The organism is Acinetobacter endophylla (genome assembly GCF_053543775.1).
Genome location: NZ_JBLVOM010000258.1, coordinates 1 through 15,481, shown reverse-complemented (window position 1 = coordinate 15,481; position 15,481 = coordinate 1). Strand labels below are relative to the sequence as shown.

General features: G+C 43.7%; 17 protein-coding genes, 2 tRNA genes and 1 other RNA gene. 11 read left to right on the top strand and 9 right to left on the bottom strand.

Annotated elements, in window-relative coordinates; all coding sequences use genetic code 11:
• Positions 1-53: 53 nt before the first annotated feature.
• From ACNPNW_RS14215 to ACNPNW_RS14205, 3 genes are all read left to right on the top strand, one after another.
• Entirely contained in the window at positions 54-458 is a 405-nt protein-coding gene (locus ACNPNW_RS14215; protein WP_004280579.1) for a RidA family protein, read from the top strand.
• Positions 459-559: 101 nt separating this feature from the next.
• On the top strand, positions 560-1,186 hold the full coding sequence (locus ACNPNW_RS14210) for a CatB-related O-acetyltransferase (protein ID WP_420937866.1): 627 nt from the start codon (positions 560-562) through the stop codon (positions 1,184-1,186).
• A 37-nt stretch (positions 1,187-1,223) separates the two neighbouring features.
• The gene (locus ACNPNW_RS14205) at positions 1,224-1,505 is read left to right on the top strand and encodes a hypothetical protein (RefSeq protein WP_423090211.1); all 282 of its coding nucleotides are present in this window, start codon (positions 1,224-1,226) and stop codon (positions 1,503-1,505) included.
• Here ACNPNW_RS14205 and ACNPNW_RS14200 read toward each other — a convergent pair.
• The gene (locus ACNPNW_RS14200; RefSeq protein ID WP_423090210.1) at positions 1,502-2,371 is read right to left on the bottom strand and encodes an IS982 family transposase; all 870 of its coding nucleotides are present in this window, start codon (positions 2,369-2,371) and stop codon (positions 1,502-1,504) included. The genes ACNPNW_RS14205 and ACNPNW_RS14200 overlap by 4 nt on opposite strands.
• Before the next feature lie 288 nt (positions 2,372-2,659).
• Here ACNPNW_RS14200 and ACNPNW_RS14195 point away from each other — a divergent pair, with 288 nt between their 5' ends.
• On the top strand, positions 2,660-3,076 hold the full coding sequence (locus ACNPNW_RS14195) for a hypothetical protein (RefSeq protein ID WP_420937851.1): 417 nt from the start codon (positions 2,660-2,662) through the stop codon (positions 3,074-3,076).
• Positions 3,077-3,113: 37 nt separating this feature from the next.
• Here the strand turns inward: ACNPNW_RS14195 and ACNPNW_RS14190 are convergent.
• The 4 genes from ACNPNW_RS14190 to coaD form a co-directional block, all read right to left on the bottom strand.
• A tRNA-Met gene (locus ACNPNW_RS14190) sits at positions 3,114-3,190 on the bottom strand.
• A gap of 72 nt (positions 3,191-3,262) precedes the next feature.
• An RNA gene (rnpB, locus tag ACNPNW_RS14185) (RNase P RNA component class A) lies at positions 3,263-3,640 on the bottom strand.
• A 26-nt stretch (positions 3,641-3,666) separates the two neighbouring features.
• The gene (locus ACNPNW_RS14180) at positions 3,667-3,930 is read right to left on the bottom strand and encodes a YfhL family 4Fe-4S dicluster ferredoxin (protein ID WP_004280584.1); all 264 of its coding nucleotides are present in this window, start codon (positions 3,928-3,930) and stop codon (positions 3,667-3,669) included.
• A 1-nt stretch (position 3,931) separates the two neighbouring features.
• Positions 3,932-4,423, bottom strand: coding sequence for a pantetheine-phosphate adenylyltransferase (gene coaD / locus ACNPNW_RS14175; RefSeq protein ID WP_004280585.1), 492 nt, complete (start codon positions 4,421-4,423; stop codon positions 3,932-3,934).
• A 139-nt stretch (positions 4,424-4,562) separates the two neighbouring features.
• Here coaD and smpB point away from each other — a divergent pair, with 139 nt between their 5' ends.
• Complete coding sequence (gene smpB, locus ACNPNW_RS14170) at positions 4,563-5,042, top strand: SsrA-binding protein SmpB (RefSeq protein WP_004280586.1); 480 nt, start codon at positions 4,563-4,565, stop codon at positions 5,040-5,042.
• 55 nt (positions 5,043-5,097) lie between these two features.
• Here the strand turns inward: smpB and ACNPNW_RS14165 are convergent, their stop codons facing one another.
• The 3 genes from ACNPNW_RS14165 to rluD are packed head-to-tail and all read right to left on the bottom strand — an operon-like array spanning position 5,098 to position 7,529.
• Entirely contained in the window at positions 5,098-5,658 is a 561-nt protein-coding gene (locus ACNPNW_RS14165) for a flavodoxin family protein (protein ID WP_004645771.1), read from the bottom strand.
• Between the two features lie 40 nt (positions 5,659-5,698).
• On the bottom strand, positions 5,699-6,439 hold the full coding sequence (pgeF, locus tag ACNPNW_RS14160) for a peptidoglycan editing factor PgeF (protein WP_448767084.1): 741 nt from the start codon (positions 6,437-6,439) through the stop codon (positions 5,699-5,701).
• A gap of 37 nt (positions 6,440-6,476) precedes the next feature.
• Complete coding sequence (gene rluD, locus ACNPNW_RS14155) at positions 6,477-7,529, bottom strand: 23S rRNA pseudouridine(1911/1915/1917) synthase RluD (RefSeq protein ID WP_005106323.1); 1,053 nt, start codon at positions 7,527-7,529, stop codon at positions 6,477-6,479.
• 71 nt (positions 7,530-7,600) lie between these two features.
• On the opposite strand from rluD, the gene bamD reads away from it, so the two are divergent.
• Together bamD and ACNPNW_RS14145 are read left to right on the top strand one after the other, a co-directional pair.
• A complete protein-coding gene (gene bamD / locus ACNPNW_RS14150) occupies positions 7,601-8,566 on the top strand; it encodes an outer membrane protein assembly factor BamD (RefSeq protein ID WP_311203727.1) in 966 nt (321 codons plus the stop codon).
• Between the two features lie 225 nt (positions 8,567-8,791).
• Entirely contained in the window at positions 8,792-10,714 is a 1,923-nt protein-coding gene (locus ACNPNW_RS14145; protein WP_311203728.1) for a DNA primase, read from the top strand.
• 140 nt (positions 10,715-10,854) lie between these two features.
• Here ACNPNW_RS14145 and hemA read toward each other — a convergent pair whose 3' ends face one another.
• A complete protein-coding gene (hemA, locus tag ACNPNW_RS14140) occupies positions 10,855-12,144 on the bottom strand; it encodes a glutamyl-tRNA reductase (RefSeq protein WP_423090207.1) in 1,290 nt (429 codons plus the stop codon).
• 79 nt (positions 12,145-12,223) lie between these two features.
• Between hemA and wthA the strand changes: the two genes are divergently transcribed.
• From wthA to ACNPNW_RS14120, 4 genes are all read left to right on the top strand, one after another.
• A complete protein-coding gene (wthA, locus tag ACNPNW_RS14135) occupies positions 12,224-13,936 on the top strand; it encodes a CtpA protease adaptor WthA (protein WP_216071046.1) in 1,713 nt (570 codons plus the stop codon).
• 7 nt (positions 13,937-13,943) lie between these two features.
• On the top strand, positions 13,944-14,522 hold the full coding sequence (gene lolB / locus ACNPNW_RS14130) for a lipoprotein insertase outer membrane protein LolB (RefSeq protein ID WP_005106318.1): 579 nt from the start codon (positions 13,944-13,946) through the stop codon (positions 14,520-14,522).
• 21 nt (positions 14,523-14,543) lie between these two features.
• Complete coding sequence (ispE, locus tag ACNPNW_RS14125) at positions 14,544-15,371, top strand: 4-(cytidine 5'-diphospho)-2-C-methyl-D-erythritol kinase (RefSeq protein WP_448767089.1); 828 nt, start codon at positions 14,544-14,546, stop codon at positions 15,369-15,371.
• Positions 15,372-15,373: 2 nt separating this feature from the next.
• A tRNA-Gln gene (locus ACNPNW_RS14120) sits at positions 15,374-15,448 on the top strand.
• Positions 15,449-15,481: the final 33 nt, after the last annotated feature.

Below are 15,481 nucleotides of genomic sequence, written 5' to 3'. Positions count from 1 at the left end.
AAAGTCAAGTTGCTTTCACTCACTGATAAATTAGATATTGAATGAGAATAGACATGACTAGAACTGCGATATTTCCCCAAGACCGCCATGCCCTGTATGAACAGCATGGTTATTCTGCTGCGATCAAATCGGAAGATTTACTCTTTGTATCGGGTCAGGTCGGTAGCCGTGAAGATGGCTCTCCTGAACCAGATTTCGAGAAACAGGTAGAACAGGCTTTTAAAAACTTAGCTGCAACTTTGGCAGCGGCTGGTTGTACTTTCGATGATATTGTTGATGTCACCACCTTTCACACTGATCCAGAACAGCAGTTCGAAAGCATCATGAAAGTTAAAAATCAGGTGTTTACACAAAAGCCTTATCCTAATTGGACAGCTGTAGGTGTCACGTGGTTAGCAGGTTTTGATTTTGAAATTAAGGTGATTGCTCGTATTCCTCCAGCATCGACCACAGCTTAATCATTGTTTTATGCGTGCGCGAATGTCTTTTAGATATTATTCAGCAAGTTTAAACCCCGATTAGGTATAATTTCTTATTCACTATTTTTTGTATCTCCCTTATGTCTGAAAAGTTAATTAATTCTCCTGTAAAGCATTGGTGTGAGTTCGAGTTTATTTCGAAAACGGTGAAAAATCCGAATATTCACATTAAAGGGAATTACTCATACTACTCAGCTTATTGGGATCAGGGTTTTGAGCGTTGTGTGGTACGTTATTTACATGATAAGCCTGCAACGCCTGAGAAGCCGATTGATCAGCTCTATATCGGCAATTTCGTCTGTTTTGGCGCAGAATGCGTGATTATGATGGGCAGCAACCAATTACACCGTACCGACTGGATTTCAGCATTTCCGTTCGATACACGGGGTTTTGAACTTGCGGGTGACACGATTATTGGTGATGGTTGCTGGATTGGTTCTCGTGCCATGATTATGCCCGGTGTAAAGCTTGGTGAAGGTGCTGTGGTCGCAACAGGTGCTGTTGTGACTGAAGATGTGCCACCTTATGCAGTTGTGGGCGGCGTACCTGCAAAAATCATTAAATACCGTTTCCCGCAAGAAGATATCGAAAAACTGCTTTCACTTAAAATTTACGATATAGATGAAAAGCAGTTTTTAAAAATGCGTGAGCAATTGCAAACGGATGATGTGAAATCACTGCTTAATTATGTACAAAGTTTGATCTAAACATTATATTTAATTCAAACCATTATTTTGAATAAATATGCATCTATCAACTAAGACACTTGAAAAACTTCGTGACTTAATCAATGAAATCACCGAATACCGATCAGGGCCAAAAATTATCGATTTTTTTGGTATGTTCGATTATCAAGATGTATATGGGCAAGGTTTTCCATCTAGATGGATGTACACAGATCTACGACTTTCTCAAATAAATGGCACACCAAAATTAGATATATGTATTAAAAACTTATTTAATCCTATAAATTATATTGAAGACTTAAATCGACTAGATAATTTAATTAACCCGAATCCTGCTTAAGCCAATGATTTCATAATTTGAATTGTTGGCTTATTTCGATGGGTTAATTGGTATGCACATAAAGAAGCATAAATCCCACTTAGAAATCCATGAATACTACGAGCTTTACTCGTCACTAAATTATATTGTCCTTTCAATAAACTGAATAACGTTTCTATTTTATTGCGCTGTCTTAAGTGATATTCATCTGATGCACAAACTTGTACAGACTGCATGTTCTTTCGATGATAGGTAATCAAATCAATACCTTGTTCTTTTAATCTATTTTTTAATTCCTGGCTGATATAGCCACGATCACCATAAAGCTTTGCTTCGAAACCTTCAACCAAATGTTCAACCATTTTTATGTCAGCAATATGCCCATTGGAGAAAGCGGAACGAACGATTTCACCGAATTGATTCATAACAACATGTAACTTACAGCCATAGAACCAGCTCATTGAGCTTTTACCACGGGATGCAATTTTGGCTAATGATTTATGACGTTGAATACGTTGATTTTTACAGACTGGTAGAGTCGTTGAATCAATCCATAAATATTGTTTATATTGACCTTTCATTACAGCTACATGTAAAGCATGTAGTGCTAATTGATGCATATTGATCAGGTGAATCATCCTTTGGTAACAGGGTAAGCTTTTAAATAAATGACTTTTATCCTGCTTCAACCATGAGAAGAATGCTTTGAAATTAATGAAATGGGAGCACTTATACCAAATGGCAATAAAGCAAATTTCAGAAAGTGTAAGTTGTGCAGTTCTGACTCTTAACGAATGATGGCTTTGTTTGAGAAATTTCCAATAAGTTGCTTCAAATTTCAGAAAGAAATCATCAATTACGCAGAATAATTCGGTACTATTGAACATCAGGACTAGGGCTTTAGGTTTTGTGTGGTAACTCAACTGATGGCTCTAGTCCTCTTATTTTTCAAGTCATTTTCTTATCCGCGATTCGGGTTAATTAAAGAGTTCAATAAATATCTACAATTCGACAAATATCAAATTACTAGAACCAACACTGAAATTAACCTTACACCTATTACAAAAATCAATCTTGATGAACAATTCCAATCAGATAATGAAAATATTGAAAATAACTTTATAAAACATTAATTTAAGTTTGATTACTCTCAGTTAAATCTCATCCCAACCTTAATGCCTGTAATCAAAAGTAGAATAATAGAAATTGAAAAAGCTTTTAAAGCTGAAGCATACCTTTCCGTTGTGTTATTAGCTGGTAGTACATTAGAGGGAATATTCTTAAATATTGCTTCTTTAAATCCAAGGGTTTTTAATACTTCAAACTGTAGCCCTAAAAAAGATGGCAAAGTAAAAAACTTCGATCAATGGACACTTCATAATTTCATTGAAGTATCTCATTCAATTAATTTAATTGAAAAAGATACATATCGATTTAGCAAAGAATTAAGAGATTTTAGAAATTACATACATCCTTTTCAGCAAATGACTGAAAAATTCTCACCTAGAGAACAAACAGCTAAAATTTGCCTACAAGTTTTGAAATCCGCTATCTCTGATATTCAAACCAATCAAAATAAAATTGGGGCATAAAAAAACCCACTCAATCGGAGTGGGTTTTTTCAGAATATGGTGGCTATGACGAGACTTGAACTTGTGACCCCCGCATTATGAGTGCGGTGCTCTAACCAACTGAGCTACATAGCCTTAAACTGTGCGCGCATTATGGGATTTTCTGTAAATCACGTCAACCCCATATTGTGCTGTTTGATCAAAATTTGTTGAAGTGAGCCGATAAGCCGGGTTCTGTCGTGAACGATCATTCCTCTAGGCGCACAATCACTCATGCGCTCAAGCGACCTACCCGAATCCAGCATGGGCCATGCCTAATGGATTCCTATTTGGTCTTGCTTCCGGTGGGGTTTACCTCGCCATGAACTGTTACCAGCCATGCGGTGCGCTCTTACCGCACCCTTTCACCCTTACCTCCGATTCCGATTGCTCGAAAACATAATGAAGGCGGTCTTCTCTCTGCTGCACTTGCCGTCGGTTTGCACCGCCCAGGCGTTACCTGGCACCTTGCCCTATGAAGCCCGGACTTTCCTCCCCTGCTTCAATCACGGAGATTTCCACAGCAGCGATCGTCTGGCTCACTTCGAGCGGCATAGTATCAAATATCGAGACTAATTGCTTGATGTTTTTTGAGCAGTCAGTTTTTCATACTTGGCTTGCAGCTGTTCCTGCGTTTCGACATGATTCGGATCCAGTGGAATACAATCCACCGGACAGAACAACTGGCACTGCGGTTGATCATGATGTCCGACGCACTCTGTACATAAATCTGGATGAATCTCATAAATGAGTTCACCCATATAGATGGCCTCATTCGGGCATACAGGTTCACAGACATCACAGTTAATACATTCATCGGTGATATATAAAGACACGCTACCAACCTTGTTGAAGTTTACGCTCGAAGGCCGCAACCACGTTTGGTGGTACAAATTTGGTTACATCACCTCTTAATCGAGCAATTTCACGCACCAAAGTGGATGAAATAAAAGAATATTGCTCTGAAGGGGTTAAAAACACCGCTTCAAAGTGGGAGTCCAGCTGACGGTTCATATTTGCCAGCTGAAATTCGTACTCAAAATCAGACACTGCCCGCAAACCACGCAATACAGCAGTCGCCTTTTGCTCACGGAAAAAATTGACGAGCAAACCATCAAAGCCTACAAATTCAACATTGTCCAAATGACTCAATGACTCTTTCGCCAATGCGACACGCTCTTCCAGACTGAATACCGGATTCTTATGATGACCAATGGCAATCGCCACTACGACTTCATCAAACATTCGCGCTGCGCGTGTTACCAAATCAATATGTCCATTGGTAATTGGATCAAAAGTCCCCGGATAAATCACACGAGTTTTAGACATCCATTTGTACTCTGTTTGTTATGTAGAATCTTATTTTAGCAAAAACTTGTTTTTTTGGTGAATAATCCTCATTAATTTAAAAAACTTCACCTTATTTCTAGTTGCGGTACAATAGCAGCACGTTTGGAAGTATCAGATTATGGCGAAAGCATCTATTGTAGTAAAAAAAAATAATGGCGGTACCATTGCACTGAATAAACGTGCCCGCCACGATTATTTTATTGAAGAGAAATTTGAAGCGGGGCTTTCATTAAAAGGTTGGGAAGTCAAATCAATGCGTGCTGGTCGCATGACCATCGTAGAAAGTTATATTACCTTTAAAAATGGTGAAGCGTTCTTGTTTGGTGCACAGGTTCAGCCCTTGTTAAGCGCTTCGACCCATGTGGTGCCTGAAGCAACCCGTACTCGCAAGCTGTTGCTGAATCGCCGTGAAATTGAAAAGCTGATGGGTGCGATTAACCAGAAAGGTTATTCCTGCGTACCACTGGCGTGTTACTGGAAAGGTCCACATGCCAAACTGGAAATTGCCTTGGTGAAAGGTAAGCAACTCCATGACAAACGTGCCACCGAAAAAGACCGTGACTGGCAACGTGATAAAGCGCGAATTTTCCATAAATAATGGATTAAAAGTTGAATATAAAAAAACCTCCGCATTTGGAGGTTTTTTTATGGTTTTAAGTATGGCTATTTAAACGCGCTAGAGTCAAAGCAATATATTCACCAAACCAGAACGCAGTTTTTAAATCGCCTTCAGGTGGGGTCACTTCTACCGGTGCGTTATCTGACTGGGTCATTAAACCCAAAAAGCTCGACATCCGGTTCAGATCCGTGACGGCACGTCCTGTCGGCATTAATGGCAATCCACTCCACAACATCCCGTGCTGCATGGCAAACAGGTTGATTTGCTGCAGGACCGCCAGCTTGTCACCACTAAGTCCGCCACCATTGGTAAAAGCCGCTGCCAGTTTTCCCTGCCAGCTACGTGCCAGCCAGCGCTTAGAGGATTGCTCCATAAACAGCTTCATGGCAGAGGTCAGGCTACCCATATAGGTCGGACAACCAAAGATAATTGCATCGGCGGCGTCTAGTACATCCCAGTCTATATGTTCGACATTCATCATATGCACCTGAACACCGGTTTCCCGTGCACCATCGGCAATAAAATTTGCCACTTTAGCCGTGTGTCCATAAGGACTGTGATAAACAATCGCAACAGATTTGGAAGATAGGGACATAACGCTCAAAAGCCAAAAAATTCAGTTAAGTTTAACATTTTCATGCCATAAACACGAATGTCGCCATACGCCCTGTTTTTGGTTCACGGCGATAAGAAAAATATTCCTCTGGCTGGCGATAAGAACACTGATCCCCGCCCAATACGGTATTTATGCCGTGTTGCTGCAAGATATAACGCGCAATCGCATACAGGTCGGCATAATATTTACCTGCCTGTACACCGGGCTGAAATGCACTGTCCAGTTCAGGATATTTACTACAAAAAGCAGCTTTTACTTCAGCGCCAATTTCAAAACATGGCTGACTAATGGCCGCCCCGAGCCAGGCCCAGGTCGGCGGAGTTTGCATGGCTGCGATGGTATTTTCGATAATACCTCCTGCGAGTCCCCGCCAACCGGCATGCAGATTGGCAACTTCTGTGCCATCAGCATTTCCCAGTACTACAGGCAAGCAATCTGCAGTCATCATCATTAAAGCATGTGCCTTGCTCTGCGTCACCAGACCATCTCCGACCAGTGCGGTAAATGGCATCTGCTCATTAATGCTATGACAGATGGTGCTATGCGTCTGGGTCATCCAGGTAATCTTATCTACGCCAAAGGCAGCGAAATCCTGCAATAAAGCCATACGATGCTGTTGTACCCGTAGCGCATTATCCTGCACATGCAAGGCCAAGTTAAAACCTGCAAGCTCAGGCTGTGCGGATGGCTGTACTTTCGCATGGTGAACGCGAGTCTGGCCGACATACACACCTTGTGGAAGTCCTGGTACAAATTGCATCTCGATTCCTTGCTTTGACGCGAGCTAAATAAAAAGATTAATAGGCTTTGTTTTCGGTACGCAGCACTTCAACCAGATTGGCAAAGTCTTCCGGCCACGGTGCTTCAAAGGTCATTTCTTCTTTGGTACGCGGATGGGTCAGACCGAGTTGTACAGCATGCAAAGCCTGACGCTTGAAGCCACGCAAAGTATCATCTAATAATTGCGATGCACCTGCAGGCATACGGACACGTGGCATATACACCTGATCGCCCACCAAGCCAAAGCCGATATAGCTAAAATGCACACGGATCTGATGGGTACGTCCAGTTTCCAGACGGGCTTGAACACGGGTAAAATGCTGGAAACGCTCTTTGACATTGTAATGCGTCACCGCGTCTTTACCACCTGGAAGTACGGTCATTTTCACACGATCCACCGGATGGCGTTTGATTGGTTCATCAATGGTACCGCCAGCAATAATATTGCCGTAAACCACCAAGTCATACAGGCGATATACTGATTTTTTCTCAAGCTGTTTGCTAAGAGAAAACTGTGCTTCCAGATTTTTGGCAACGACTAACAGACCGCTGGTGTCTTTATCGATACGATGTACCAGGCCTGCACGCGCCAGTTCAGCCGATTTCGGATAGTGATGCAATAAAGCATTGACCAAGGTGCCAGAACTATTGCCAGCACCCGGATGCACCACCATACCGACTGGTTTGTTGATGACAATAATATCGTCATCTTCATAGATGATATCTAGTGGAATGTCTTCCGGCAGACTGCGCGTTTGCGCTTCAAGCTCAACATTTAAAGTCAGGGTTTCAAAACCATCACTTTTAAATTTCGGCTTAACCGGTTGACCATTCACCAATAAATTGCCATCTTTAATCCATTGCTTTAATTTTTCTCGAGAAAAATCGCTCCAGACCATTGCGGCAATCTGGTCGATCCGTTGCCCGATATAAGTTTCATCCAGTTGAAATTGCAACGATAAACGTGTTGCAGTTGCTTCTGAAGTATGGTTATCTGCATCCTCAGAATCTTCAAGTAAATTGAAATCAGTATCAGGGATATTAGAATTGGAAGATTGTGCTTGACTCATTTGCTCATTCAGACAAAAGTGGTTTAATAGTGCAATTGTAGCTCATTGCCCGTATTAACAGAGGAATTTTTATGTCGCTACCACATTATAAAATGACAATGCTTGCTGTGACGTTAGGCATTGCATCGGCAATGGTAGGCTGTAGCAGTAATCCAAAAAAAGAAGTCGTGGATAAAGGTCCGGAATCTAGCGAACAGGTTTATATTCAAAAAGCACAGAAAGCGCTAGATCGTAATCAATATACCGATGCAGCAAAACAGTTAGAAGCGCTGGAAACTTATTTCCCAACCAGTCAATATGCCCCGCAAGCGCAGCTTGAACTGTTGTATGTAAAATTCCAGCAAAAAGATTATGAAGGTGCGGTCGCACTGGCAGAGCGTTTTATCCGTCTGAACCCGCAACATCCAAATGTCGACTATGCCTACTATGTACGCGGTGTCTCAAATATGGAACAGAACTATAACGGCCTGCTGCGTTATACCTCGCTGAAACAGTCGCATCGTGATGTCAGCTACCTGAAAGTGGCTTACCAGAATTTTGTTGATTTCATTCGCCGCTATCCATCTAGCACTTATGCAGTGGATGCAGCACAGCGTATGCAGTTTATCGGTCAGGAACTGGCTGAGCATGAAATGAACGCAGCACGTTTCAACATCAAGCGTAAGGCTTATCTGGCAGCAGTTGAACGTGGCTTGTGGGTGATTGAACATTATCCTCAAACTCCGCAGATTCCAGAAGCACTGGCAACGGTTGCTTATGGCTATGCTCAGCTAGGTGATAAAGCGACTTCTCAGCAATATGTGGATGTATTAAAGCTGAATTATCCGAATCTGGTGAAATCAGATGGGACGGTGAATCTGCGTGCAGCGCGTAGTGAAGGCAGCTTCTTTAACCGCGCGACACTGGGTATTTTTGGTAAAGAAGCCAAGACTGTAACCGACACCGATGCACAATCGGATACGCCAGAAACTGAAAAGCGCAGCATCACCAATCGCATTTCATTTGGTTTGCTGGATCGTCCTAAAACGGCTGAATAAAGCTAAAGAAGGCCGGCAGCATCAGCAAATAAGACAGCGCTTTACAGGTGCATTTTCCTCAAGGGCAAGGTATCATACTTGCCCTTTTGCGTTGTCTTGCCCAGGCTTGAACAAAACGTGCAAAAGGTATACAAAGGAACTTGAAATATTCAATGTCCAACTAGACTATTTTCATTTTTTCAGTGATTTAGACCTTAGATTCCAGCACGAGAAGCTCAGCAGACCATGGCCATTCCTCAACATACGATTGATCAGATTCTCGATCGCACCGATATTGTCGATGTGATTGGTCAATTCGTAAAACTGAAAAAAACAGGCCGTACCTATTCAGGCTGCTGCCCTTTTCATCAGGAAAAATCACCGTCTTTCCACGTCTATCGTGACAAACAGTATTTTCACTGTTTTGGCTGTCAGGCCAACGGTAATGCCATCCGTTTTTTAATGGACATTGGCAGCCGTAATTTTGTCGAAGTGATGAAAGACCTGTCCAGCCAGACGGGCATCGAACTGCCTAAAGACAATACTGATTCCAATAAATTAAAATATAAACGTGAAGCAGCCAAACCCAAAATCGTGCCTGCTCAAACTGCACCACAAACTCAGCCGCAACAGAATAACGCTCCAACAGAAAATAATAATGCTGCATCTACGGCGAGTTTCGATCCATTTGCAGAGTTTCAGACAGTCGAACAGGATTTTTATGGTGACCCTTTTGCTTCTTTTGAACACCTACCGATGGCGGAAGTTCAGCAAGACGGTAACCTCTACGACCTGCTAGAAAATATCGCGCAGTTCTATGAGCGCCAACTCCCAAATAGCCCGAGTGCCCAGCAATACTTCAAGCAGCGTGGTCTGACTGCAGAGACCATTGCCTATTGGCGCTTAGGCTATGCGCCTGAAGACTGGCAACATCTGGAAAAAGCCTTTCCTCAGGATATTGAGGGCTTAAAACTTTTAGGTCTGATTCGCACCAGCGACAGTGGCCGTGATTTTGACCTGCTGCGTGAACGAGTCATTTTCCCGATCCGTGATACCAAGGGCCGTGTGGTCGGCTTTGGCGGCCGTGCCCTGAATGACGAGATCAAGCCGAAATACATCAACTCGCCAGATTCTGAAGTCTTCCATAAAAACCAGTTGCTGTATGGCCTCTATGAGGGCCGCAAACAGAAAGCCCAAGAATGGCTGATGGTCGAAGGCTATATGGATGTGATTGCGCTTCAGCAATATGGCATTCATGGCGCAGTAGCCACTTTAGGTACAGCCAGTAATACAGATCATCTGAATATTCTGTTCAAGCAGAGCAATCGGCTGACCATTGCCTTTGACGGAGACGCTGCCGGTCAAAAAGCAGCGCGCCGTACCTTGGACATTGCCCTGCCCCTGCTGAATGATGGCCGAGAGCTGAAGTTCTTTGTTTTGCCCGCTGACCATGACCCAGATTCATTGATCCGTCGTGAAGGGATAGAAAACTTCAGACGCTTGCTTGAACAGGCACCGTTGATGTCGGACTTCGTGTTTGCCCATTTGACCCAAAATCAGGACATCACCACACCTGAAGGCAAGAGTCAGGTTATGGGTGAACTAAAAAATCTGACCGAGTTACTGCCCAAACACGGTTCCTTCCGTTATCTGCTGCAGCAATTTTTCCGTGAAAAACTGGGCTTTAACCGTAAATGGCAACCCAAGGTCAATACGGATGCATCTTTAAGCTTTAGTACTAAAATTGATGCTGAAGAATATGTGATTGCGATCTTGATGAATCATCCTTATCTGTATATTCATTTTGAACCGCTGCGCGCGCTGGTGGCAGAAGATCAGCTGCTGTTTAAAATTCTGAACATTCTGAATGTGATTTTTGATGACTTGCCAGATGACCCAGAACTGTCGATCTATTATGTGCTCGGTGCCTGCGCAGCCCATCATCATGAACTGCAGCATATTCTGCAGCATGCCAATGTCAGCGATTACACCTCATCACCAGAACAGGCCGACAAATTGGCGGCTGATTTTTCAACCAAGCTGCAATATCAGTGTTTAAAAAACAAGATTAAATCCAAGAAATTTAACAGCATTGCTGAAATGAAAAACCTGAAAATGCAGATTTATGAAATTGACCGCAAACGCTCGATGACCCTATTAGAAGACTGATTTTCCACATCATTTATTCTTATGAATCAAAGGAAGTCGGTGCTAGATCTCAGTATTATTTATCATTTTCTCAAATAATCAGGCTGGTTTTTTATGTTGAAGTAATAATCAGCAAAGAACCAAGCCTCTCATCATACTGATTAAAATGAATGCCTGGATTTACGACGTTTCGCAACTACATTGCCCAGTTCTTCCTGTAACAGCTCAAAATAGGCAGGGTCTTCTGCTTTGGCTGCTTCACGCAGCACAATAGAGGTTGGATGTAACAGTTTTTGGGTCAAACGATGTGAAAACTCGGCCAGTACAGTATCTGCCTTTTCACCCTTGGCAATACGCTGCATTGCCAATGCCAGCTCTTCCTGACGTAATGTTTCCCCGTGGTCACGGTAGGCATGAATGGTCGCCCCGGCCTGTTTGACCTTCTGCTGGGTCATCAGTTCTGTAGCCAGCTGATTGACCATGATCTCAGCTTCAACCGCCGCTTGACGGCGCTGTGCCAGATTTTCCTCAATGACACTTTGCAGATCATCGACCCCATACAGATAAACCCCGTCCAGGCTTTCTACTTTGGCATCAATATCACGCGGTACGGCCAGATCGACCAACAGCATCTGCTGGTAACGGCGTTTTTTCAGTGCAGCCTTCACATCGGCAAAATGGATCACCTGATGTAAACTGCCGGTACAACTGGAAATGACATCGGCCCGATGCAGATTTTCTGCAAGCTGATCAAAATCTATAATTTCAACTTCAACCCGATGTGCAATTTCCTGCGCCAGAATATCCGCACGTTCACGGGTACGGTTACAGATAATGATCTTGCCCACCCCCATCTCTGCGAGGTGTTTGGCCACCAGACTGTTCATCTCCCCGGCTGCTACCACCATAATGGTCAGCTTGTCCGGATGACTAAATACTTGCAGAGCAAGTTGTGCCACCGCATAGCCCATCGAGACCGCATGACTGCCGACAGCCGTTTCTGAGCGCACGCGTTTGGCGGCATAAAAGGCATATTCAAAAATTCGGTTGAGATTGCGCGATACCGTATGGGAGTCTTTGGCCAGAGAAAGTGCAGTTTTGACCTGCCCCAGAATTTGCGGTTCGCCCAGCATCAGTGAATCCAGACCACTGGCAACACGCATTAAGTGAGTTACTGCCTGGGCATTTTCATAACGATAGACATGATGTTGCAGTTGCTTGACATTCACCCCATTTTTTTGGGCGAGCCAGTTCAGCACCATGTCAGCATTTTCAGACATGGCGTAAACTTCGGTCCGGTTACATGTAGACACCACCACCATGTCGTTCAGTTCAGGGTGTTGGCTTTGCTCGGCAAGAATGGCACTTAACTTTTCAGGGTTAAACGCCACTTGTTCGCGCAGTTCTACAGAGGCAGTTTGATGGTTGACACCCAATGCAAAGAAAGACATATCAGGTCATCATTTCACTAAATTTATGCTATTGTGCAACATCGGTGTCATAAAAAGCATTACTTGGATCAATAAAAAATTGCGTCAAACAATTAGCCGTATCAACGGCCCTACAATTAAGCAATATTCTACCACATTCCTACTGGTGGGTAGCATGGCTTCGACTGCGCATCTTTATGCAGCGGAAGCAGTTTACCATGCAAATCAAAATTATGATGCGATAAAACAAAGTATGATGGCTGAGTTTGCCATCGCTGCACATGACATTCCGACTGCTTTGCACAACTATACTGTGCTGGCGATCAAGAGCAATTCCACTTCAGTCAAGCAGCGTGCACTGAATGTCGCGCTGGAACATGATGACCTACAGGCAGCACTAGATATCTCCACGCACTGGGTGGTACAAGAGCCACAAGACGTCCCTGCTTTATTTTATTTATCACATATTGCCCTTAAAGCGCATGAATATGAGCTGGCTGCTGAGACCTTAGAAAAAATCCTGCAAATTGATGACAGTGCCGATCTGGAAGAAATTCTCGCCGGAATTTCACCGGAAGGCACAGAGGATCGTACTTATCTGATTCAGGCCTTAAGCACCACTAAAGCCAAGGACAATCCATCTATTCTGGTGCTAGTGGCCGGTCTGGAAGCACAAAATGGTCAGCTTGAACAGGCTTTAAATACAGTTAACCGCGCCTTAAAAAAACGTCCGAATGCGACCGGCTATATCCTGATGAAGGCCAATCTGCTCAATGCACTCGGCGATACTCAGGCGACACTGCAATGGTATGAAAAATCCAGCCGTAAACACCGTAATAATCTGGATGTACGTCTGGCCGAAGTCAAATATCTGGTCAAGCTGAACGAAGCGACTTTGGCTCTGAAAAAACTGCAAGACATTCTAAAAAAATGGCCGACTGCTGAAGAAGCCCTGTTTATTGCCGGACTGACCAGTATTGACCTGGAAGAATACGAGAAAGCCGAAAAATATCTGGTCGAACTGCGTTATTCTGCGCAATATCAAAACGAAGCCTATTATTACTTGGCGGTGAATGCAGAACGCAAACAGCATTATGAAACGGCGAAAGCTTATTATCGTCTGGTCGATGGCAGTCTTTACACCGTCTCACGTCGCAACATGATCTCGATTTTCGCCCAGCAGGATAAGCTGCATGATGCGCTGCGTTTCTTAACCCAGGAAAGGGTGAATTATCCACAACATGCCAGCTTCCTCTATCTAGCTCAGGCGGATATTTTGACGCGCATGCAGAATAAAAAAGCTGCGATTCGCCTGTTGGAAGAAGCCAGCAAAAACCTGCCGGATGACCCTGAACTGGTCTATTCGCAAGTTCTGTTGCTGGATCCCCATCAGGATCGCGTCAAGCTGGATGAACTACTCAGCACTTTACTTAAAATTGAACCGAACAGTCCGACCTATCTGAATGCCTATGCCTATACCCTGGCGATGCAAAACCGTCGCCTCGAAGAAGCACGCCGCTATGTCGAACAGGCACTAGAATATGCACCAGAACAGGCATCGATTCTGGATACCTATGGTTATATCTGTTATTTACAGAATGACTTCACCACAGCTGCGGATGTGTTATACAAAGCCTATCAATTGAATCCGAATGTGAAGATTGGGGTACGTTATGCCCGTTCCTTGTACATGAAAGGTGATCTACAACACTTCCACCAAGTGTTACAACAATTACAACAAAACCATCCAAATGACCCAGAATTGAAACAACTTAATTCGCTATTGTTAGCACCTCAAACCAAAACGAGTTAATTAATTTATGCGCAATTTGAGCCAATTGGGCTGCTGTGCCTTTGCAGCCACTGCTTTATTTTTAACTGGCTGTCAGCAGATGATCAAGCCACATGCGCCTGCCACCCCGTCTGTACAGGCAGAGAATCAATTTCAGCTGCAAGGTAAAATTGGCGTTCGCACCCCTCAACAGACTGGCAGCGCATTCTTTACCTGGGTACAACAGCAGGAAGAATTTGATATTGAGCTCAGCGGTATTTTAGGCGTCGGTAAAACCCAGATTTCTGGCACACCGGGACAGGTGACCTTAAACAGTGCCAAAACAGGTCTGATTCAGGCAGCCAGTGCCGAAGAGTTACTGCAACGCGCAACAGGCTGGCAAGCGCCGATCAGTTATTTAGTCGATTGGGTACAAGCCCGCCCTGCCACCACGACTGCCAAATTACAAAAAGACGATGCGCAGCGGATTAACCAGATTATCGAACAGGGCTGGACGGTCGATCTCAATTATAATGCGCAGGCCAAAATGCCAAACCGCTTGATTTTAAAGCAGTCACTTGAAAATGGTGCGGAAAACCGTATTACAATGATCATTGAAAACCGTTAATTGACCTGATTCCAGCCCATGATAATTCGTGTTCCTTCGCCTGCTAAACTGAATTTGTTTTTACATATTACCGGTCGCCGTGAAAATGGCTATCATGAACTGCAAAGTATTTTTCAGTTGATTGACCTGTATGACTGGCTGGAGTTTGAACAAAGCGCTGATGATGCGGTTCAGATAGAAGGTCTGGCCTCCGTCGATCTGCAACAGAATTTAATCTATCGGGCGATACAGTTGTTGAAGCCCTATGCTAAGACGCTCTCTGGACTAAAAATTCGTCTGGAAAAAAATATCCCGATGGGTGCAGGTCTCGGTGGCGGCTCTTCCAATGCAGCGACGACCCTGATTGTGCTAAACCAGCTCTGGCAGTGCGGTTTAAATGTTGAACAACTGGCAGAGCTTGGGGTCAAGCTAGGCGCAGATGTGCCAATATTTGTGCATGGCAAAAATGCCTGGGCGGAAGGTATTGGCGAACACTTAACATTCATAGACTTAGATCAAAAAAAATTCATTGTGTTAAAACCTGATTGTTTTATCAGCACTCAACTGCTTTTTTCGCAAAAAGCATTGACAAGAGACACGAAGAGCTCTAAATTTTGCGCCTATCAGGAAACGCCATCTGATTTTGGAAATAACTTTGAGCCACTGGCAAGAAGCTTATATCTCGAAGTCGATGAAGCAATGCAATATCTCGACCAGTTCGGAAAAGCAAAGCTTACAGGTACAGGTGCTTGTGTGTTTATTGAAGTCACTGACAATCTGAATATCGAAGATATTCTTGCAAATGCACCATGTAAAGCTTACCTGGTCAACAGTTTACAAGAATCACCTTTAGTTCAGTTTAAAGTGTAGATAGGGGTATCGCCAAGTGGTAAGGCACCGGGTTTTGATCTCGGCATCCGTTGGTTCGAATCCAGCTACCCCTGCCATCTTCCACCTGTAGATCAAATTAGGGGCGTCGC